Origin of the sequence: Escherichia sp. WS338 (assembly GCF_046486405.1) — a bacterium.
GTDB classification, from domain to species: Bacteria; Pseudomonadota; Gammaproteobacteria; order Enterobacterales; family Enterobacteriaceae; genus Escherichia; species Escherichia coli.
The window spans coordinates 178149-197319 of sequence record NZ_JBJQLL010000006.1; the positions used below are offsets into that span (position 1 = coordinate 178149).

20 protein-coding genes, 1 tRNA gene and 1 pseudogene are annotated in these 19171 nt (G+C 49.1%); 14 read left to right on the forward strand and 8 right to left on the reverse strand.

Annotated elements, in window-relative coordinates; translation table 11 throughout:
- Position 1: 1 nt before the first annotated feature.
- From frdD to blc, 3 genes are all read left to right on the forward strand, one after another.
- The gene (gene frdD / locus ACJHWT_RS07695) at positions 2-361 is read left to right on the forward strand and encodes a fumarate reductase subunit FrdD (protein WP_000609663.1); all 360 of its coding nucleotides are present in this window, start codon (positions 2-4) and stop codon (positions 359-361) included.
- 62 nt (positions 362-423) lie between these two features.
- Complete coding sequence (locus ACJHWT_RS07700) at positions 424-1557, forward strand: BlaEC family class C beta-lactamase (RefSeq protein ID WP_001317579.1); 1134 nt, start codon at positions 424-426, stop codon at positions 1555-1557.
- An 88-nt stretch (positions 1558-1645) separates the two neighbouring features.
- The gene (gene blc, locus ACJHWT_RS07705) at positions 1646-2179 is read left to right on the forward strand and encodes a lipocalin Blc (protein ID WP_001238369.1); all 534 of its coding nucleotides are present in this window, start codon (positions 1646-1648) and stop codon (positions 2177-2179) included.
- Here blc and sugE read toward each other — a convergent pair.
- The 4 genes from sugE to efp all read right to left on the reverse strand — a co-directional run bounded on the left by sugE (position 2176) and on the right by efp (position 3668).
- Entirely contained in the window at positions 2176-2493 is a 318-nt protein-coding gene (gene sugE / locus ACJHWT_RS07710; protein WP_000118482.1) for a quaternary ammonium compound efflux SMR transporter SugE, read from the reverse strand. The two genes, blc and sugE, sit on opposite strands and share 4 nt — an antisense overlap.
- A gap of 174 nt (positions 2494-2667) precedes the next feature.
- A complete protein-coding gene (gene ecnB / locus ACJHWT_RS07715) occupies positions 2668-2814 on the reverse strand; it encodes a lipoprotein toxin entericidin B (RefSeq protein WP_000239596.1) in 147 nt (48 codons plus the stop codon).
- A gap of 110 nt (positions 2815-2924) precedes the next feature.
- Complete coding sequence (ecnA, locus tag ACJHWT_RS07720) at positions 2925-3050, reverse strand: lipoprotein antitoxin entericidin A (protein ID WP_000977757.1); 126 nt, start codon at positions 3048-3050, stop codon at positions 2925-2927.
- Between the two features lie 51 nt (positions 3051-3101).
- The gene (gene efp, locus ACJHWT_RS07725; RefSeq protein ID WP_000257278.1) at positions 3102-3668 is read right to left on the reverse strand and encodes an elongation factor P; all 567 of its coding nucleotides are present in this window, start codon (positions 3666-3668) and stop codon (positions 3102-3104) included.
- Positions 3669-3709: 41 nt separating this feature from the next.
- On the opposite strand from efp, the gene epmB reads away from it, so the two are divergent.
- Positions 3710-4738, forward strand: a complete 1029-nt coding sequence (gene epmB / locus ACJHWT_RS07730; protein ID WP_000940545.1) for an EF-P beta-lysylation protein EpmB — start codon at positions 3710-3712, stop codon at positions 4736-4738.
- A gap of 391 nt (positions 4739-5129) precedes the next feature.
- The gene (locus ACJHWT_RS07735; RefSeq protein ID WP_001008038.1) at positions 5130-5999 is read left to right on the forward strand and encodes a YjeJ family protein; all 870 of its coding nucleotides are present in this window, start codon (positions 5130-5132) and stop codon (positions 5997-5999) included.
- A gap of 49 nt (positions 6000-6048) precedes the next feature.
- On the opposite strand, the gene ACJHWT_RS07740 is transcribed toward ACJHWT_RS07735, so the two are convergent.
- From ACJHWT_RS07740 to ACJHWT_RS07750, 3 genes are all read right to left on the reverse strand, one after another.
- Positions 6049-6402 carry a DUF4156 domain-containing protein gene (locus ACJHWT_RS07740; RefSeq protein WP_000558209.1) on the reverse strand — a complete coding sequence of 118 codons (354 nt, stop codon included), beginning with the start codon at positions 6400-6402 and terminating at the stop codon, positions 6049-6051.
- A 137-nt stretch (positions 6403-6539) separates the two neighbouring features.
- Positions 6540-8186, reverse strand: a complete 1647-nt coding sequence (gene groL, locus ACJHWT_RS07745; protein ID WP_000729117.1) for a chaperonin GroEL — start codon at positions 8184-8186, stop codon at positions 6540-6542.
- A gap of 43 nt (positions 8187-8229) precedes the next feature.
- Positions 8230-8523, reverse strand: coding sequence for a co-chaperone GroES (locus ACJHWT_RS07750; RefSeq protein ID WP_001026276.1), 294 nt, complete (start codon positions 8521-8523; stop codon positions 8230-8232).
- Positions 8524-8798: 275 nt separating this feature from the next.
- On the opposite strand from ACJHWT_RS07750, the gene yjeH reads away from it, so the two are divergent.
- Entirely contained in the window at positions 8799-10055 is a 1257-nt protein-coding gene (yjeH, locus tag ACJHWT_RS07755) for an L-methionine/branched-chain amino acid transporter (RefSeq protein WP_000015859.1), read from the forward strand.
- Positions 10056-10070: 15 nt separating this feature from the next.
- Here yjeH and ACJHWT_RS07760 read toward each other — a convergent pair whose 3' ends face one another.
- Complete coding sequence (locus ACJHWT_RS07760; protein ID WP_001267443.1) at positions 10071-10547, reverse strand: FxsA family protein; 477 nt, start codon at positions 10545-10547, stop codon at positions 10071-10073.
- A gap of 336 nt (positions 10548-10883) precedes the next feature.
- Here ACJHWT_RS07760 and aspA point away from each other — a divergent pair, with 336 nt between their 5' ends.
- The 8 genes and pseudogenes from aspA to cadC all read left to right on the forward strand — a co-directional run bounded on the left by aspA (position 10884) and on the right by cadC (position 18814).
- The gene (aspA, locus tag ACJHWT_RS07765) at positions 10884-12320 is read left to right on the forward strand and encodes an aspartate ammonia-lyase (protein ID WP_000069437.1); all 1437 of its coding nucleotides are present in this window, start codon (positions 10884-10886) and stop codon (positions 12318-12320) included.
- A gap of 117 nt (positions 12321-12437) precedes the next feature.
- Positions 12438-13739, forward strand: coding sequence for an anaerobic C4-dicarboxylate transporter DcuA (gene dcuA / locus ACJHWT_RS07770; protein ID WP_000961959.1), 1302 nt, complete (start codon positions 12438-12440; stop codon positions 13737-13739).
- A 114-nt stretch (positions 13740-13853) separates the two neighbouring features.
- Positions 13854-14192 (forward strand): divalent cation tolerance protein CutA, encoded by a 339-nt coding sequence (gene cutA, locus ACJHWT_RS07775; RefSeq protein WP_000883405.1) that lies wholly within the window; start codon positions 13854-13856, stop codon positions 14190-14192.
- On the forward strand, positions 14168-15865 hold the full coding sequence (gene dsbD, locus ACJHWT_RS07780; protein ID WP_000068940.1) for a protein-disulfide reductase DsbD: 1698 nt from the start codon (positions 14168-14170) through the stop codon (positions 15863-15865). The genes cutA and dsbD overlap by 25 nt, the downstream gene beginning before the upstream one ends.
- Positions 15866-15901: 36 nt before the next feature.
- Complete coding sequence (locus ACJHWT_RS07785; RefSeq protein WP_001317578.1) at positions 15902-16477, forward strand: transcriptional regulator; 576 nt, start codon at positions 15902-15904, stop codon at positions 16475-16477.
- A 106-nt stretch (positions 16478-16583) separates the two neighbouring features.
- Positions 16584-16659: transfer RNA gene (locus ACJHWT_RS07790), tRNA-Phe, on the forward strand.
- A 197-nt stretch (positions 16660-16856) separates the two neighbouring features.
- Positions 16857-17016: pseudogene (locus ACJHWT_RS07795) on the forward strand (integrase); the annotation flags it as partial.
- A 259-nt stretch (positions 17017-17275) separates the two neighbouring features.
- On the forward strand, positions 17276-18814 hold the full coding sequence (cadC, locus tag ACJHWT_RS07800) for a lysine decarboxylation/transport transcriptional activator CadC (protein ID WP_001187191.1): 1539 nt from the start codon (positions 17276-17278) through the stop codon (positions 18812-18814).
- Positions 18815-19171: the final 357 nt, after the last annotated feature.

A 19171-nucleotide genomic window follows, 5' to 3' on the forward strand; every position in this document is an offset into this window, starting at 1 on the left:
GATGATTAATCCAAATCCAAAGCGTTCTGACGAACCGGTATTCTGGGGCCTCTTCGGGGCCGGTGGTATGTGGAGCGCAATTATTGCGCCGGTGATGATCCTGCTGGTTGGTATTCTGCTGCCACTGGGGCTGTTTCCGGGTGACGCACTGAGCTACGAGCGCGTTCTGGCGTTCGCGCAGAGCTTCATTGGTCGCGTATTCCTGTTCCTGATGATCGTTCTGCCGCTGTGGTGTGGTTTACACCGTATGCACCACGCGATGCACGATCTGAAAATCCACGTACCTGCGGGCAAATGGGTTTTCTACGGTCTGGCTGCTATCCTGACAGTTGTCACGCTGATTGGTGTCGTTACAATCTAACGCATCGCCAATGTAAATCCGGCCCGCCTATGGCGGGCCGTTTTGTATGGAAACCAGACCCTATGTTCAAAATGACGCTCTGCGCCTTATTAATTACCGCCTCTTGCTCCACATTTGCTGCCCCTCAACAAATCAACGATATTGTGCATCGCACAATTACCCCGCTTATAGAGCAACAAAAGATCCCCGGTATAGCGGTGGCGGTAATTTATCAGGGTAAACCTTATTACTTTACCTGGGGCTATGCGGACATCGCCAAAAAGCAGCCCGTCACACAGCAAACGTTGTTTGAGTTAGGTTCGGTCAGCAAAACATTTACGGGCGTGCTTGGTGGCGACGCTATTGCTCGAGGGGAAATCAAGTTAAGCGATCCCGCGACAAAATACTGGCCTGAACTTACCGCTAAACAATGGAATGGGATCACACTATTACATCTCGCGACCTACACCGCTGGCGGCCTGCCATTGCAGGTGCCGGATGACGTTAAATCCTCAAGCGACTTGCTGCGCTTCTATCAAAACTGGCAACCTGCATGGGCTCCAGGAACACAACGTCTGTATGCCAACGCCAGTATTGGGTTGTTCGGTGCACTGGCGGTGAAACCATCCGGTTTGAGCTTTGAACAGGCGATGCAAACTCGTGTTTTCCAGCCACTCAAACTCACTCATACGTGGATTAATGTGCCGTCCGCAGAAGAAAAGAATTACGCCTGGGGATATCGCGAAGGTAAGGCAGTGCATGTTTCGCCAGGGGCGTTAGATGCTGAGGCTTATGGTGTGAAGTCGACCATTGAAGATATGGCCCGCTGGGTGCAAAGCAATTTAAAACCCCTTGATATCACTGAGAAAACGCTTCAACAAGGGATACAACTGGCACAATCTCGCTACTGGCAAACCGGCGATATGTATCAGGGCCTGGGCTGGGAAATGCTGGACTGGCCGGTCAATCCTGACATCATCATTAACGGCAGTGACAATAAAATTGCACTGGCAGCACGCCCCGTAAAAGCGATTACGCCCCCAACTCCTGCAGTACGCGCATCATGGGTACATAAAACGGGGGCGACCGGCGGATTTGGTAGCTATGTCGCGTTTATTCCAGAAAAAGAGCTGGGTATCGTGATGCTGGCTAACAAAAACTATCCCAATCCAGCGAGAGTCGCCGCCGCCTGTCAGATTCTCAACGCTCTACAGTAAAATTTCATCGGGTCCGAATTTTTGGACCTTTTCTCCGCTTTTCCTTGCTGTCATCTACACTTAGAAAAAAACCAGTAAGGAAACATTTATGCGCCTGCTCCCTCTCGTTGCCGCAGCGACAGCTGCATTTCTGGTCGTTGCCTGCAGTTCCCCTACGCCGCCGCGTGGCGTGACCGTAGTGAATAATTTCGACGCTAAACGTTATCTCGGTACCTGGTATGAGATTGCCCGTTTTGATCACCGCTTTGAACGTGGACTGGAAAAAGTCACCGCAACATACAGCCTGCGTGATGACGGCGGCCTGAATGTCATTAATAAAGGCTATAACCCTGACAGAGAAATGTGGCAGCAGAGTGAAGGGAAAGCGTACTTTACCGGAGCACCAACTCGCGCTGCGCTGAAAGTGTCATTCTTTGGTCCTTTCTATGGCGGTTATAACGTTATTGCACTCGATCGGGAATACCGCCATGCGCTGGTTTGCGGCCCGGACCGCGACTACCTGTGGATACTCTCCCGCACGCCAACCATTTCTGACGAAGTGAAACAGGAGATGCTGGCAGTCGCGACCCGGGAAGGGTTTGATGTCAGTAAGTTTATTTGGGTACAGCAGCCCGGTAGTTAGTGAGTGCTGAGTTTCAGACCAATAATCCCCAATACGATTAACGCCAGACTCGCCAGGCGCATCGGATTAGCGGACTCACCGAGCAGCACAATACCGGTGATGGCCGCGCCGACTGCGCCAATACCCGTCCACACGGCATAAGCCGTCCCTACTGGTAACGATTTCATCGCCCAGGCAAGTAGCGCCATACTGACAATCATCGCCGTCACAGTAATAACACTTGGCGTCAAACGACTAAAACCGTGGGTATATTTCAGGCCAACGGCCCATACCACTTCCAGCAGGCCAGCAATAACTAAGATAATCCAGGACATATCAGGCTCCGGAGAATTGGGGCCGTCCCCGGTGAAAAGAGGCGTTTGCAGGTCGTCCTGCAAAGCTGATGGTTGAACGGGTATTTTGCCAGGTGGCAGGGGAATTTCAACTATTACCTTAGTGACTATCGCAAAAAAACAAACGGCACGACACAGCTGTCGTACCGTTATTGCTTATTGCTGTGCTTTTGTTGCTGCACCAGAAATCGCGTTACCGCCATCAGAGATATCTTCACCAACGCCACGCGTGGTGTTGCAGGCAGTTAATACTGTTGAAAGCACCAGAACAGAAAAGATCGCTGCAATTGTCTTCTTCACCATAACGTCTTCCTTTTAGGTAATGTTATTTATGTTTGCCTATAGCAAATTAATAATAGACAACATCGCCAAAAATGACGGAAATCTGATGATTTTTCGGAAGAGAAGAAAAATTAGCTGGCAGCGCGGGAAATGGAGTTGCCGAGATGTTTGATGTCTTCGCCGAAACCGCGAGCGGTGTTACAGCCCGTGAGCAGCGTGCTGGCAAGCAAAACAAGAACGATAAGGCGTTTCATCATCTCTGACCAGAATAAGTGATGGTGCAGCCTGCAGGCCGCACCACAACCGTATTACTTCACGCGAGAGACATATTCACCAGAGCGGGTATCCACTTTGATGACTTCGCCGATCTGCACGAACAGCGGAACTTTAACCACAGCGCCAGTAGACAGGGTAGCCGGTTTGCCGCCAGTACCTGCGGTATCACCTTTCAGGCCCGGATCGGTATCAACGATTTCCAGTTCAACGAAGTTCGGCGGAGTAACGGAGATCGGCTGACCATTCCACAGAGTTACGATACACTCTGCCTGATCCAGCAACCATTTAGCGTTGTCGCCAATTGCTTTTGCATCAGCAGACAGTTGCTCGAAAGTTTCGTTGTTCATGAAGTGCCAGAACTCACCGTCGTTGTACAGGTAAGTCAGGTTCATATCGACAACATCAGCGCCTTCAGCGGAATCAGTAGATTTGAAGGTTTTTTCTACGCGAGTACCGGTCAGCAGACGACGCAGTTTAACGCGAGCAAATGCCTGGCCTTTACCCGGTTTTACGAATTCACTCGCTTCAACCGCGTAAGGTTCGCCGTCTAACATGATTTTAAGACCAGCACGAAAATCGTTGCTATAGTACGTTGCCATAAGGCCCTCTGAAATTTGTTAATTGGTAGCTAAGCCACAAAATGGCGCATATTGTAACCCTAAATACCCCATCCAGAGAAGATTGGTTAACGCAACTTGCCGATGTTGTGACCGATCCTGATGAACTTCTGCGTCTTTTGAATATAGACGCGGACGAAAAACTGTTGGCCGGACGCAGTGCTAAAAAGCTGTTTGCCCTGCGTGTGCCTCGATCATTTATTGAACGCATGGAGAAAGGTAATCCTGATGACCCTCTTTTGCGTCAGGTGCTTACATCGCAAGAGGAGTATATTGTAGCGCCGGGATTCTCCACCGATCCGCTGGAAGAACAGCACAGCGTGGTGCCTGGTTTGTTGCATAAATACCACAACCGAGCGCTATTGCTGGTAAAAGGCGGCTGTGCGGTAAATTGCCGCTATTGCTTCCGCCGCCACTTCCCGTATGCCGAAAATCAGGGCAATAAACGTAACTGGCAGACGGCACTTGAGTATGTTGCTGCGCATCCGGAACTGGACGAGATGATTTTCTCCGGCGGCGATCCGCTGATGGCGAAAGATCACGAGCTGGACTGGTTGCTCACACAACTGGAAGCCATCCCGCATATCAAACGTCTGCGGATTCACAGCCGTCTGCCGATTGTGATTCCGGCACGCATCACAGATGCGCTGGTTGAACGTTTTGCTCATTCTACGCTGCAAATCTTGCTGGTGAATCACATCAACCATGCCAATGAGGTAGATGAAACATTCCGCCAGGCGATGGCTAAATTGCGCCGTGTCGGCGTCACCCAGCTTAACCAGAGCGTTCTGTTACGTGGCGTGAACGATAACGCGCAAACGCTGGCAAATTTGAGTAATGCACTGTTTGACGCCGGTGTGATGCCCTATTACCTGCACGTGCTCGATAAAGTGCAGGGCGCGGCGCATTTCGTGGTGAGCGATGATGAAGCACGGCAGATTATGCGTGAGTTGTTGACGTTAGTATCGGGATATCTGGTGCCAAAACTGGCGCGCGAAATTGGTGGCGAACCCAGCAAGACTCCGCTGGATCTCCAGCTACGCCAGCAGTAACTGATTAAACAGGGAAGTTAAACATTAAAAATGCCTGATGCGCTACGCTTATCCGGCCTACATCGTGCTTTGAAATTGAATGAATTTTCTATGAACTGTAGGCCAGATAAGGCGTTTACGCCGCATCCGGCAAGAGCAACGAACACGAGTACAGCAACCTGCATTAAACTGGAAAGTTTAATCTTTGCCCGTTGCATTAGCCTTAAATATTCGTTTGATATGTTTTTTATTACTTACATAATTAACATCAATAATTATCCATTCTTTTCTGTTTATCTAGAGTGAGCCCCCTAAATTGTGTTATTTTAACAACTATTACTACCAAGCCCATTTATCTGGCTTATAAATTAAAATTAATTATTTAATTGAGAAATGGTTAGGGAGAACCTACATGGCCATAAGCATCAAGGGTGTTAATACTGGTGTTATTCGCAAGAGTAATAATTTCATTGCGCTGGCGCTGAAAATAAAAGAGCCTCGCAATAAAGAATCGTTGTTCTTCATGTCTGCGATGGAACTGCGCGACCTTTTGATAGCACTGGAAAGCCGTCTGTATCACAAGCATAAACTCGACGCTGAGGCTCGTCTTCAGTATGAGCAGGCGCGCGATAAAGCCATGAAAAAGATGGCAGAAAACATTCCAGAAATACAGATTGAAGAGCTTAAAAATGCCGATATTAATCGCCGAGTTAATATGCTGGAACTTACCGATAATCAGGGCGAAAATCTTAGCTTCGTATTAACGTTACATGACGGTAGCAAATGTGAGTTAGTCGTCAATGAGTTGCAGATTGAAATGCTGGCGCGAGCAATCATTCATGCAATTAATAATGCGGAAATGCGTGAACTGGCATTACGTATTACCTCACTGTTAGATTTCCTGCCGTTATACGACGTTGACTGCCAGGACAATGGCAATCTGGAATATGACACCTATTCCCAACCGGAATGGAAACATAACTTGTTCAACCATTATCTGGCGGTGCTTTACCGCTTTAAAGATGAAAGTGGCAAAGAACAATTTAGCGGCGCAGTGGTGAAAACACGTGAAGCAACGCCGGGTAAAGAAGTGGAGGCGATCACTCGCCGAATGCTTGATTTCAGCCCACGACTGAAAAAACTTGCGGGTGTACCATGTCAGGTCTATGTTCGCACCGTAGCGGCAAATAACGCCCAACCGCTAACCCAGGATCAATGCTTACGCGCGCTGCATCACTTACGTGTTCAATCCACCAGCAAAACTGCACCACAGGCGAAATAATCCCATCTGTTTTACTACGAGGCTGGAAGTATCCAGCCTCTGGATCACATCAGTTCGGGCACTTATATACCTGGCCGATAATCTGGCTATCCGTCGGGACAAAACTGGACAACATTCCCTGCGACGGGCTGCTGATGCCATAAATCACGTTACCGCCCATTGCAGCCGCCTGGTTGCGCAGATCATTTGCTGCGCCGCGCATAGAACCGCCCTCTTCACCGTGTTGCCCGGAAAGCCAGTTGCTTTGCTTACCTGTCGCAGTACCAATCAGCTGGCACTCTGCGCCTGGCTGCTCGTCCACAATGCGTACACTCTGACCGGCAGCACTCAATTCGTTGCTGGAGCTACAACCCGCCATCAGTAGCGCGGCACCGACAATCCCTGCTAAGTATTTTACGTGCATGTTATTCCCCATAATCAATGAGCTGGACGCCACTCGCGTCGTCCGTGTCTGAATCTTATACTAGAAAGATGACCAAAAGAAAAACCCCCAGACATTTCTGCCCGGGGGTTTGTTTATTTCTGCGAGGTGCAGGGCAATTACATCATGCCGCCCATGCCACCCATGCCGCCCATACCGCCAGCAGCGCCTAAGTCAGCTGCATCATTTTTCGGCAGGTCGGTAACCATGCACTCGGTGGTGATCATCAGGCCAGCCACAGAAGCCGCGTACTGCAGAGCAGAACGGGTTACTTTGGTTGGATCCAGGATACCCATGTCGATCATGTTGCCGTATTCTTCGGTTGCTGCGTTGTAACCATAGTTGCCGTCGCCGCCTTTAACAGTGTTAGCAACAACAGACGGTTCTTCGCCGCAGTTCAGGACGATCTGACGCAGCGGAGCCTCCATTGCACGCAGTGCAACTTTGATACCCACGTTCTGGTCTTCGTTCTGACCACGCAGGTCAGCCAGTTTAGACGCTACGCGGATCAGCGCAACACCACCACCAGCAACCACGCCTTCTTCTACCGCAGCACGGGTCGCGTGCAGGGCGTCTTCAACGCGTGCTTTTTTCTCTTTCATTTCAACTTCGGTAGCAGCACCTACTTTGATAACTGCAACGCCGCCTGCCAGTTTCGCTACGCGCTCCTGCAGTTTTTCACGGTCGTAGTCAGAAGTTGCTTCTTCAATCTGCTGACGGATCTGAGCAACACGGCCCTGGATTGCAGCTTCTTCACCCACGCCATCGATGATGGTGGTGGTGTCTTTGTTGATCACAACACGTTTAGCCTGACCCAGGTCTTCCAGGGTTGCTTTTTCCAGCTCCATACCGATCTCTTCAGAGATTACGGTACCGCCAGTCAGGGTTGCGATATCCTGCAGCATAGCTTTACGACGATCGCCGAAGCCCGGAGCTTTAACCGCAGCAACTTTCACGATGCCACGCATGGTGTTAACAACCAGAGTTGCCAGTGCTTCGCCTTCAACATCTTCAGCGATGATCAGCAGCGGTTTACCTGCTTTGGCAACAGCTTCCAGAACCGGCAGCATTTCGCGGATGTTGGAGATTTTCTTGTCAGCCAACAGGATGAACGGGCTTTCCAGTTCTACTGCGCCAGTTTCCGGCTTGTTGATGAAGTAAGGAGACAGGTAGCCACGGTCGAACTGCATACCTTCAACCACGTCCAGTTCGTCCTGCAGACCGGTACCGTCTTCAACGGTGATAACGCCTTCTTTACCGACTTTGTCCATCGCTTCAGCGATCAGTTTACCTACGGTTTCGTCGGAGTTAGCAGAGATGGTACCAACCTGAGCAATCGCTTTAGAGTCAGAGCACGGTACGGACAGCGCTTTCAGTTCTTCAACTGCAGCGGTAACAGCTTTGTCGATACCACGTTTCAGGTCCATCGGGTTCATGCCCGCAGCAACAGCTTTCAGACCTTCAGTGATGATAGCCTGAGCCAGTACGGTTGCAGTGGTGGTACCGTCGCCTGCAGCGTCGTTCGCTTTAGAGGCAACTTCTTTCACCATCTGCGCACCCATATTTTCGAACTTGTCTTCCAGTTCGATTTCACGAGCAACGGAAACACCATCTTTGGTGATGGTCGGTGCACCGAAAGATTTATCCAGAACTACGTTACGGCCTTTCGGACCGAGGGTAACTTTCACTGCATCTGCCAGTACGTTTACGCCGCGCAGCATTTTCACACGAGCGTCGTTACCGAATTTTACGTCTTTAGCTGCCATTATCTTTATTCCTTAAATTCGTATGTTCAGTGTCGTGCGCGGATTACGCTTCAACAATTGCCAGAATGTCGCTTTCGGACATGATCAACACTTCTTCATTGTCGATCTTCTCAGATTTCACACCGTAGCCATCGTTGAAAATAACGATGTCGCCAACTTTCACATCCAGCGGCTTCACTTCGCCATTTTCAAGGATACGGCCATTGCCGACAGCCAGCACTTCGCCGCGGGTGGATTTAGCCGCTGCAGAGCCGGTCAGAACGATGCCGCCAGCAGATTTAGTTTCAACTTCTTTACGCTTGACGATCACGCGATCATGCAATGGACGAATATTCATTGATAACTCTCCTTTGAGAAAGTCCGTATCTGTTATGGGTGACGCCGGAGCTTACGTGGTTTCCCGGCTGGTGACCAGAGAAATGGGGATGAGGCTTCGCCCCTTCAAGGGGGAAAAAGAAAAAAAATTCTGATCAGCACAAAATCGGGTGAAAACCCTGATTCACCTCACATTTCATCGCTATTTCTTCATCACCGTCATAAGCGAATCTGATTGTGCTACCATCGAAAATCTACGCAGTTGCCCAAAATTTGGGCGCAATCGGACATCAACCCATGAGTGGACTCAAACAAGAACTGGGGCTGGCCCAGGGCATCGGCCTGCTATCGACGTCATTATTAGGCACCGGCGTGTTTGCCGTTCCTGCGTTAGCTGCACTGGTAGCAGGCAATAACAGCCTGTGGGCGTGGCCCGTTTTGATTATCTTAGTGTTCCCGATTGCGATTGTGTTTGCGATTCTGGGTCGCCACTATCCCAGCGCAGGCGGTGTCGCGCACTTCGTCGGTATGGCGTTTGGTTCACGGCTTGAGCGAGTCACCGGCTGGCTGTTTTTATCGGTCATTCCCGTGGGTTTGCCTGCCGCACTACAAATTGCAGCCGGATTCGGCCAGGCAATGTTTGGCTGGAATAGCTGGCAACTGTTGTTGGCAGAACTCGGTACGCTGGCGTTGGTGTGGTATATCGGTACTCGCGGTGCCAGTTCCAGTGCTAATCTACAAACCGTTATTGCCGGACTTATCGTCGCGCTGATTGTCGCTATCTGGTGGGCGGGCGATATCAAACCTGCGAATATCCCCTTCCCTGCGCCAGGAAATATCGAACTTACCGGGTTATTTGCTGCGTTATCAGTGATGTTCTGGTGTTTTGTCGGTCTGGAAGCATTTGCCCATCTTGCCTCGGAATTTAAAAATCCAGAGCGTGATTTTCCTCGTGCTTTGATGATTGGTCTGCTGCTGGCAGGATTAGTCTACTGGGGCTGTACGGTAGTCGTCTTACACTTCGACGCCTATGGTGAACAAATGGCCGCGGCAGCATCGCTTCCAAAAATTGTAGTGCTGTTGTTCGGTGTAGGAGCGTTATGGATTGCCTGCGTGATTGGCTATCTGGCCTGCTTTGCCAGTCTCAACATTTATATACAGAGCTTCGCCCGCCTGGTCTGGTCGCAGGCGCAACATAATCCTGACCACTACCTGGCACGCCTCTCTTCTCGCCATATCCCGAATAATGCCCTCAATGCGGTGCTCGGCTGCTGCGTGGTGAGCACGTTGGTGATTCATGCTTTAGGGATCAATCTGGACGCACTTATCATCTATGCCAATGGCATCTTTATTATGATTTATCTGTTATGCATGCTGGCAGGCTGTAAATTATTGCAAGGACGTTATCGACTACTGGCGGTGGTTGGCGGGCTGTTATGCGTTCTGTTACTGGCAATGGTCGGCTGGAAAAGTCTCTATGCGCTAATCATGCTGGCGGGGTTATGGCTGTTTCTGCCAAAACGAAAAACGCCGGAAAATGGCATAACCACATAATCCGGCGTTTCGGCATTAATCCTGGCGATCGTCTTTATGATCAAGGCGGTCGTGGTCATCATCCTTTCGCTGGTACTCACCATCAAAAGTATTACCGCCACCGGTCCCGGCGCTAAAACCGCCGCCTGGCATGCGAGAAAAGCGCAAATGCGGCATCAACTTCACTGTCAGATGCTTTTGCACCGGCGGCAATAAAAGCAGAAGACCGAGGAAGTCGGTGAAAAAGCCCGGTAATAAAAGCAGCAAACCGGCAATGATCAGCGAAACACTTTTAATCATCTCCGCCGCTGGGTTTTCACCCGCCGCCATTTTTTGCTGCATCAGCACGAAATTCTTAAAGCCCTGGTTGCGTACCAGTGACATACCGATAACTGACGTGAATATAACCAGCACGAGGGTCAGCAATACCCCCAATACATGGGCAACCTGAATAAAGATTGAAATCTCAATATAGACATAAAGGAAAATGGCAATAAAAGGTAACCAGCGCAAAGGTTTCTCCTGTAATAGCAGCCGGTTAACCCCGGCTACCTGAATGGGTTGCGAATCGCGTTCAGCTTATATTGTGGTCATTAGCAAAATTTCAAGATGTTTGCGCAACTATTTTTGGTAGTAATCCCAAAGCGGTGATCTATTTCACAAATTAATAATTAAGGGGTAAAAACCGGCACTTAAAGTGATCCAGATTACGGTAGAAATCCTCAAGCAGCATATGATCTCGGGTATTCGGTCGATGCAGGGGATAATCGTCGGTCGAAAAACATTCGAAACCACATATATTCTGTGTGTTTAAAGCAAATCATTGGCAGCTTGAAAAAGAAGGTTCACATGTCAAACAACATTCGTATCGAAGAAGATCTGTTGGGTACCAGGGAAGTTCCAGCTGATGCCTACTATGGTGTTCACACTCTGAGAGCGATTGAAAACTTCTATATCAGCAACAACAAAATCAGTGATATTCCTGAATTTGTTCGCGGTATGGTAATGGTTAAAAAAGCCGCAGCTATGGCAAACAAAGAGCTGCAAACCATTCCTAAAAGTGTAGCGAATGCCATCATTGCCGCATGTGATGAAGTCCTGAACAACGGAAAATGCATGGATCAGTTCCCGGTAGACGTCTACCAGGGCGGCGCAGGTACTTCCGTAAACATGAACACCAACGAAGTGCTGGCCAATATCGGTCTGGAACTGATGGGTCACCAGAAAGGTGAATATCAGTACCTGAACCCGAACGACCATGTTAACAAATGTCAGTCCACTAACGACGCCTACCCGACCGGTTTCCGTATCGCAGTTTACTCTTCCCTGATTAAGCTGGTAGATGCGATTAACCAACTGCGTGAAGGCTTTGAACGTAAAGCTGTCGAATTCCAGGACATCCTGAAAATGGGTCGTACCCAGCTGCAGGACGCAGTACCGATGACCCTCGGTCAGGAATTCCGCGCTTTCAGCATCCTGCTGAAAGAAGAAGTGAAAAACATCCAACGTACCGCTGAACTGCTGCTGGAAGTTAACCTTGGCGCAACAGCAATCGGTACTGGTCTGAACACGCCGAAAGAGTACTCTCCGCTGGCAGTGAAAAAACTGGCTGAAGTCACTGGCTTCCCATGCGTACCGGCTGAAGACCTGATCGAAGCGACCTCTGACTGCGGCGCTTATGTTATGGTTCACGGCGCGCTGAAACGCCTGGCTGTGAAGATGTCCAAAATCTGTAACGACCTGCGCTTGCTCTCTTCTGGTCCACGTGCCGGCCTGAACGAGATCAACCTGCCGGAACTGCAGGCGGGCTCTTCCATCATGCCAGCTAAAGTAAACCCGGTTGTCCCGGAAGTGGTTAACCAGGTATGCTTCAAAGTCATCGGTAACGACACCACTGTTACCATGGCAGCAGAAGCAGGTCAGCTGCAGTTGAACGTTATGGAGCCGGTCATTGGCCAGGCCATGTTCGAATCCGTTCACATTCTGACCAACGCTTGCTACAACCTGCTGGAAAAATGCATTAACGGCATCACTGCTAACAAAGAAGTGTGCGAAGGTTACGTTTACAACTCTATCGGTATCGTTACTTACCTGAACCCGTTCATCGGTCACCACAACGGTGACATCGTGGGTAAAATCTGTGCCGAAACCGGTAAGAGTGTACGTGAAGTCGTTCTGGAACGCGGCCTGTTGACTGAAGCGGAACTTGACGATATTTTCTCCGTACAGAATCTGATGCACCCGGCTTACAAAGCAAAACGCTATACTGATGAAAGCGAACAGTAATCGTACAGGGTAGTACAAATAAAGAAGGCACGTCAGATGACGTGCCTTTTTTCTTGTGAGCAGTAACTTAAAAATAACAATCTAATATCAACTTGTTAAAAAACAAGGAAGGCTAATATGCTAGTTGTAGAACTCATCATAGTTTTGCTGGCGATCTTCTTGGGCGCCAGATTGGGGGGAATAGGTATTGGTTTTGCAGGCGGATTGGGGGTGCTGGTTCTTGCCGCTATTGGCGTTAAACCCGGTAACATCCCGTTCGATGTCATTTCCATTATCATGGCGGTTATCGCCGCTATTTCTGCCATGCAGGTTGCTGGCGGTCTGGACTATCTGGTTCATCAGACAGAAAAGCTGCTGCGCCGTAACCCGAAATACATCACGATCCTCGCACCGATCGTGACCTATTTCCTGACTATCTTTGCTGGTACTGGCAACATCTCTCTGGCGACACTGCCAGTTATCGCTGAAGTTGCGAAGGAACAAGGCGTTAAACCTTGCCGTCCGCTGTCTACTGCAGTGGTATCCGCGCAGATTGCGATCACCGCATCGCCAATCTCAGCAGCAGTGGTTTACATGTCTTCCGTGATGGAAGGTCATGGCATCAGCTACCTCCATCTGCTCTCCGTGGTCATCCCGTCCACCCTGCTGGCGGTTCTGGTGATGTCCTTCCTGGTCACTATGCTGTTCAACTCCAAACTCTCTGACGATCCGATTTATCGCAAGCGTCTGGAAGAGGGCCTGGTTGAACTGCGCGGTGAAAAGCAGATTGAAATCAAATCCGGTGCAAAAACGTCCGTCTGGCTATTCCTGCTGGGCGTAGTTGGCGTGGTTATCTATGCAATCATCAACAGCCCAAGCATGGGTCTGGTTGAAAAACCGCTGATGAACACCACCAACGCAATCCTGATCATCATGCTCAGCGTTGCAACTCTGACCACCGTTATCTGTAAAGTCGATACCGACAACATCCTCAACTCCAGCACCTTCAAAGCAGGTATGAGCGCCTGTATTTGTATCCTGGGTGTTGCGTGGCTGGGCGATACTTTCGTTTCCAACAACATCGACTGGATCAAAGATACCGCTGGTGAAGTGATTCAGGGTCATCCGTGGCTGCTGGCCGTCATCTTCTTCTTTGCTTCTGCTCTGCTGTACTCTCAGGCTGCAACCGCAAAAGCACTGATGCCGATGGCTCTGGCACTGAACGTTTCTCCTCTGACCGCTGTTGCTTCTTTCGCTGCGGTGTCTGGTCTGTTCATTCTGCCGACCTACCCGACGCTGGTTGCTGCGGTACAGATGGATGACACGGGTACTACCCGTATCGGTAAATTCGTCTTCAACCATCCGTTCTTCATCCCGGGTACTCTGGGTGTTGCCCTGGCCGTTTGCTTCGGCTTCGTGCTGGGTAGCTTCATGCTGTAATGACCAATCGCGGGGCTTCAGGCCCCGCTTTCTTTCCCGCCGACTAACATCCTTCCCCCGTCCGTTGTATAGTGACCTCTCTCTTGCGGTTCCATCTGTTCTTGCGAGGTGTTTATGCTTGATGAAAAAAGTTCGAATACCGCGTCTGTCGTGGTGCTATGTACGGCACCGGATGAAGCGACAGCCCAGGATTTAGCCGCCAAAGTGCTGGCGGAAAAACTGGCGGCCTGCGCGACCTTGATCCCCGGCGCTACCTCTCTCTATTACTGGGAAGGTAAGCTGGAGCAAGAATACGAAGTGCAGATGATTTTAAAAACTACCGTATCTCTCCAGCAGGCACTGCTGGAATGCCTGAAGTCTCATCATCCATATCAAACCCCGGAACTTCTGGTTTTACCTGTTACACACGGAGACACAGATTACCTCTCATGGCTCAACGCATCTTTACGCTGATCCTGCTACTTTGCAGCACTTCCGTTTTTGCCGGATTATTCGACGCGCCGGGACGTTCACAATTTGTCCCCGCGGATCAAGCCTTTGCTTTTGATTTTCAGCAAAATCAACATGATCTGAATCTGACCTGGCAGATCAAAGACGGTTACTACCTCTACCGTAAACAGATCCGCATTACGCCGGAACACGCGAAAATTGCTGACGTGCAGCTGCCGCAAGGCGTCTGGCATGAAGATGAGTTTTACGGCAAAAGCGAGATTTACCGCGATCGGCTGACGCTTCCCGTAACCATCAACCAGGCGAGTGCGGGAGCAACGTTAACTGTCACCTACCAGGGCTGTGCTGATGCCGGTTTCTGTTATCCGCCAGAAACCAAAACCGTTCCGTTAAGCGAAGTGGTCGCCAACAACGAAGCGTCACAGCCTGTGTCTGTTCCGCAGCAAGAGCAGCCCACCGCGCAATTGCCCTTTTCCGCGCTCTGGGCGTTGTTGATCGGTATTGGTATCGCCTTTACGCCATGCGTGCTGCCAATGTACCCACTGATTTCTGGCATCGTGCTGGGCGGTAAACAGCGGCTTTCCACTGCCAGAGCATTGTTGCTGACCTTTATTTATGTGCAGGGGATGGCGCTGACTTACACGGCGCTGGGTCTGGTGGTTGCCGCCGCAGGGTTACAGTTCCAGGCGGCGCTACAGCACCCATACGTGCTCATTGGCCTCGCCATCGTCTTTACCTTGCTGGCGATGTCAATGTTTGGCTTGTTTACTCTGCAACTCCCCTCTTCGCTGCAAACACGTCTCACGCTGATGAGCAATCGCCAACAGGGCGGCTCACCTGGCGGTGTGTTTATTATGGGGGCGATTGCCGGACTGATCTGTTCACCATGCACCACTGCACCGCTTAGCGCGATTCTGTTGTATATCGCCCAAAGCGGGAACATGTGGCTGGGGGGCGGCACGCTTTATCTCTATGCGTTGGGCATGGGCCTGCCGCTGATGCTAATAACCGTCTTTGGTAACCGCCTGCTGCCGAAAAGCGGCCCGTGGATGGAACAAGTCAAAACCGCGTTTGGTTTTGTGATCCTCGCACTGCCGGTCTTCCTGCTGGAGCGAGTGATTGGCGATATATGGGGATTACGCTTGTGGTCGGCGCTTGGTGTCGCATTCTTTGGCTGGGCCTTTATCACCAGCCTACAGGCCAAACGCGGCTGGATGCGCGTAGTGCAAATAATCCTGCTGGCAGCGGCATTGGTTAGCGTGCGCCCACTTCAGGATTGGGCATTTGGTGCGACGCATACCGCGCAAACTCAGACGCATCTCAACTTTACACAAATCAAAACGGTAGATGAGTTAAATCAGGCGCTCGTTGAAGCCAAAGGCAAACCAGTGATGTTAGATCTCTATGCCGACTGGTGCGTCGCCTGTAAAGAGTTTGAGAAATACACCTTCAGCGACCCGCAGGTGCAAAAAGCGTTAGCAGACACGGTCTTACTTCAGGCCAACGTCACTGTCAACGACGCACAAGATGTGGCGCTGTTAAAGCATCTTAATGTCCTTGGCCTACCGACAATTCTCTTTTTTGACGGACAAGGCCAGGAGCATCCACAAGCACGCGTCACGGGCTTTATGGATGCTGAAACCTTCAGCGCACATTTGCGCGATCGCCAACCGTGAACGACACTTGCAGTGGGAAAGACGGAGGAAAATAGCGTGCAACGTGAAGATGTACTGGGAGAAGCCCTGAAATTATTAGAATTACAAGGGATTGCCAACACCACGCTGGAGATGGTTGCTGAACGTGTGGATTATCCACTGGACGAGCTACGCCGCTTCTGGCCAGACAAAGAGGCAATCCTCTACGATGCGCTGCGTTATCTTAGCCAACAGATAGATGTCTGGCGTCGTCAGCTGATGCTGGACGAAACGCAAACCGCCGAACAAAAGTTGCTGGCACGTTATCAGGCGTTATCGGAGTGCGTTAAAAACAACCGCTATCCGGGCTGTCTGTTTATCGCTGCCTGTACGTTTTATCCCGATCCTGGCCACCCTATTCATCAACTGGCCGATCAGCAAAAAAGCGCGGCCTACGATTTCACCCACGAACTGTTAACCACGCTGGAAGTTGACGATCCGGCGATGGTAGCAAAGCAGATGGAACTGGTGCTGGAAGGCTGTTTAAGCCGAATGCTGGTGAATCGTAGCCACGCGGATGTCGACACCGCACATCGGCTGGCAGAAGATATCCTGCGCTTCGCTCGCTGCCGCCAGGGTGGCGCACTGACCTGACAGAAACACAGAAAAGAAGCGATTTGCCGCAATCTTAAGCAGTTGAATCGCTTTTACTGAAATTAGGTTGACGAGATGTGCAGATTACGGTTTAATGCGCCCCGTTGCCCGGATAGCTCAGTCGGTAGAGCAGGGGATTGAAAATCCCCGTGTCCTTGGTTCGATTCCGAGTCCGGGCACCAAATTCATATAAACGGACCTCCACGGAGGTCCGTTTTTCGTTTCAGGACGCCACGATTTAAGCGTCCTGCCGCCAAATCAATTCTACCGAACTCAACCAGATTCTCCCCACATCACCAGCAATTTACGGGCATATTCCAATTCGGGAAAATTTGTTTCTGAGCTATAGCGCTGACTGACGTGAAATGTCGTGCGGCCCCGTGATGCTGTTGAACGTCAAATGACGTCATCAGGAGCGTAACGCACCCATAAAGCACAACATCGGGCAGAACGCCAACTGATGAGATTTTCTGAATAAGAACAAAGAGAAATGTATCAGTCCGTTTGCTCATGCAAAGACTAACAATCCATTAAAATAGTAAGCGCTCCGGACAATTTTTCATGGATTATTTTCTGAACATTTTTCTTTGGCAAAGATGATGAATTTTGATGGTAAGGAAAATTACTTCTGGTTCTCAGTAAAATCCTTTCGTAATACTATGTAATCAAGAAGTTTATGGCGGGTAAAAATAACGTCCTACATTCACCAATAATATGTAAATAAACCCATCTATAGATGGAAAAAATAGGTTATGGCAATTATCATTGCATCATTCCCTTTTCGAATGAGTTTCTATTATGCAACAACCTGTAGTTCGCGTTGGCGAATGGCTTGTTACTCCGTCCATAAACCAAATTAGCCGCAATGGGCGTCAACTTACCCTTGAGCCGAGATTAATCGATCTTCTGGTTTTCTTTGCTCAACACAGTGGCGAAGTACTTAGCAGGGATGAACTTATCGATAATGTCTGGAAGAGAAGTATTGTCACCAATCACGTTGTGACGCAGAGTATCTCAGAACTACGTAAGTCATTAAAAGATAATGATGAAGATAGTCCTGTCTATATCGCTACTGTACCAAAGCGCGGCTATAAATTAATGGTGCCGGTTATCTGGTACAGCGAAGAAGAGGGAGAGGAAATAATGCTATCTTCGCCTCCCCCTATACCAGAGGCGGTTCCTGCCACAGATTCTCCCTCCCACAGTCTTAACATTCAAAACACCACAACGCCACCTGAACAATCCCCAGTTAAAAGCAAACGATTCACTACCTTTTGGGTATGGTTTTTTTTCCTGTTGTCGTTAGGTATCTGTGTCGCACTGGTAGCGTTTTCAAGTCTTGAAACACGTCTTCCTATGAGTAAATCGCGCATTTTGCTCAATCCACGCGATATTGACATTAATATGGTTAATAAGAGTTGTAACAGCTGGAGTTCTCCGTATCAGCTCTCTTACGCGATAGGCGTGGGTGATTTGGTGGCGACATCACTTAACACCTTCTCCACCTTTATGGTGCATGACAAAATCAACTACAACATTGATGAACCGAGCAGTTCCGGTAAAACATTATCTATTGCGTTTGTTAATCAGCGCCAATACCGTGCTCAACAATGCTTTATGTCGGTAAAATTGGTAGACAATGCAGATGGTTCAACCATGCTGGATAAACGTTATGTCATCACTAACGGTAATCAGCTGGCGATTCAAAATGATTTGCTCCAGAGTTTATCAAAAGCGTTAAACCAACCGTGGCCACAACGAATGCAGGAGATGCTCCAGCAAATTTTGCCGCATCGTGGTGCGTTATTAACTAATTTTTATCAGGCACATGATTATTTACTGCATGGTGATGATAAATCATTGGATCGTGCCAGTGAATTATTAGGTGAGATTGTTCAATCATCCCCAGAATTTACCTACGCGAGAGCAGAAAAAGCATTAGTTGATATCGTGCGCCATTCTCAACATCCTTTAGACGAAAAACAATTAGCAGCACTGAACACAGAAATAGATAACATTGTTACACTACCGGAATTGAACAACTTGTCCATTATATATCAAATAAAAGCGGTCAGTGCCCTGGTAAAAGGTAAAACAGATGAGTCTTATCAGGCGATAAATACTGGCATTGATCTTGAAATGTCCTGGCTAAATTATGTGTTGCTTGGCAAGGTTTATGAAATGAAGGGGATGAACCGGGAAGCAGCTGATGCATATCTCACCGCCTTTAATTTACGCCCAGGGGCAAACACCCTTTACTGGATTGAAAATGGTATATTCCAGACTTCTGTTCCTTATGTTGTACCTTATCTCGACAAATTTCTCGCTTCAGAATAAGTAACTCCCGGATTGATTCATGCTCGGGAATATTTGTTGTTGAGTTTTTGTATGTTCCCGTTGGTATAATATGTTGCGGCAATTTATTTGCCGCATGATTTTTATTACATAAATTTAACCAGAAGATGTCACATAACACATTGTAAATATTGAATGTTTATCTTTTCATGATATCAACTTGCGATCCTGATGTGTTAATAAAAAACCTCAAGTTCTCACTTACAGAAACTTTTGTGTTATTTCACCTAATCTTTAGGATTAATCCTTTTTTCGTGAGTAATCTTAGCGCCAGTTTGGTCTGGTCAGGAAATAGTTATACATCATGACCCGGACTCCAAATTCAAAAATGAAATTAGG

Excerpts from the sequence above, each read along its gene's own strand:
- ACJHWT_RS07735 (WP_001008038.1), top strand. The coding sequence starts at position 5,130 with ATGGCCATAAGCATCAAGGGTGTTAATACTGGTGTTATTCGCAAGAGT.
- blc (WP_001238369.1), top strand. The coding sequence starts at position 1,646 with ATGCGCCTGCTCCCTCTCGTTGCCGCAGCGACAGCTGCATTTCTGGTC.
- ACJHWT_RS07700 (WP_001317579.1), top strand. The coding sequence starts at position 424 with ATGTTCAAAATGACGCTCTGCGCCTTATTAATTACCGCCTCTTGCTCC.
- dcuA (WP_000961959.1), top strand. The coding sequence starts at position 12,438 with ATGCTAGTTGTAGAACTCATCATAGTTTTGCTGGCGATCTTCTTGGGC.
- sugE (WP_000118482.1), bottom strand. The coding sequence starts at position 2,493 with ATGTCCTGGATTATCTTAGTTATTGCTGGCCTGCTGGAAGTGGTATGG.
- aspA (WP_000069437.1), top strand. The coding sequence starts at position 10,884 with ATGTCAAACAACATTCGTATCGAAGAAGATCTGTTGGGTACCAGGGAA.
- cutA (WP_000883405.1), top strand. The coding sequence starts at position 13,854 with ATGCTTGATGAAAAAAGTTCGAATACCGCGTCTGTCGTGGTGCTATGT.
- cadC (WP_001187191.1), top strand. The coding sequence starts at position 17,276 with ATGCAACAACCTGTAGTTCGCGTTGGCGAATGGCTTGTTACTCCGTCC.
- frdD (WP_000609663.1), top strand. The coding sequence starts at position 2 with ATGATTAATCCAAATCCAAAGCGTTCTGACGAACCGGTATTCTGGGGC.
- dsbD (WP_000068940.1), top strand. The coding sequence starts at position 14,168 with ATGGCTCAACGCATCTTTACGCTGATCCTGCTACTTTGCAGCACTTCC.
- efp (WP_000257278.1), bottom strand. The coding sequence starts at position 3,668 with ATGGCAACGTACTATAGCAACGATTTTCGTGCTGGTCTTAAAATCATG.
- yjeH (WP_000015859.1), top strand. The coding sequence starts at position 8,799 with ATGAGTGGACTCAAACAAGAACTGGGGCTGGCCCAGGGCATCGGCCTG.
- ACJHWT_RS07740 (WP_000558209.1), bottom strand. The coding sequence starts at position 6,402 with ATGCACGTAAAATACTTAGCAGGGATTGTCGGTGCCGCGCTACTGATG.
- groL (WP_000729117.1), bottom strand. The coding sequence starts at position 8,186 with ATGGCAGCTAAAGACGTAAAATTCGGTAACGACGCTCGTGTGAAAATG.
- epmB (WP_000940545.1), top strand. The coding sequence starts at position 3,710 with ATGGCGCATATTGTAACCCTAAATACCCCATCCAGAGAAGATTGGTTA.
- ecnB (WP_000239596.1), bottom strand. The coding sequence starts at position 2,814 with ATGGTGAAGAAGACAATTGCAGCGATCTTTTCTGTTCTGGTGCTTTCA.
- ecnA (WP_000977757.1), bottom strand. The coding sequence starts at position 3,050 with ATGATGAAACGCCTTATCGTTCTTGTTTTGCTTGCCAGCACGCTGCTC.
- ACJHWT_RS07750 (WP_001026276.1), bottom strand. The coding sequence starts at position 8,523 with ATGAATATTCGTCCATTGCATGATCGCGTGATCGTCAAGCGTAAAGAA.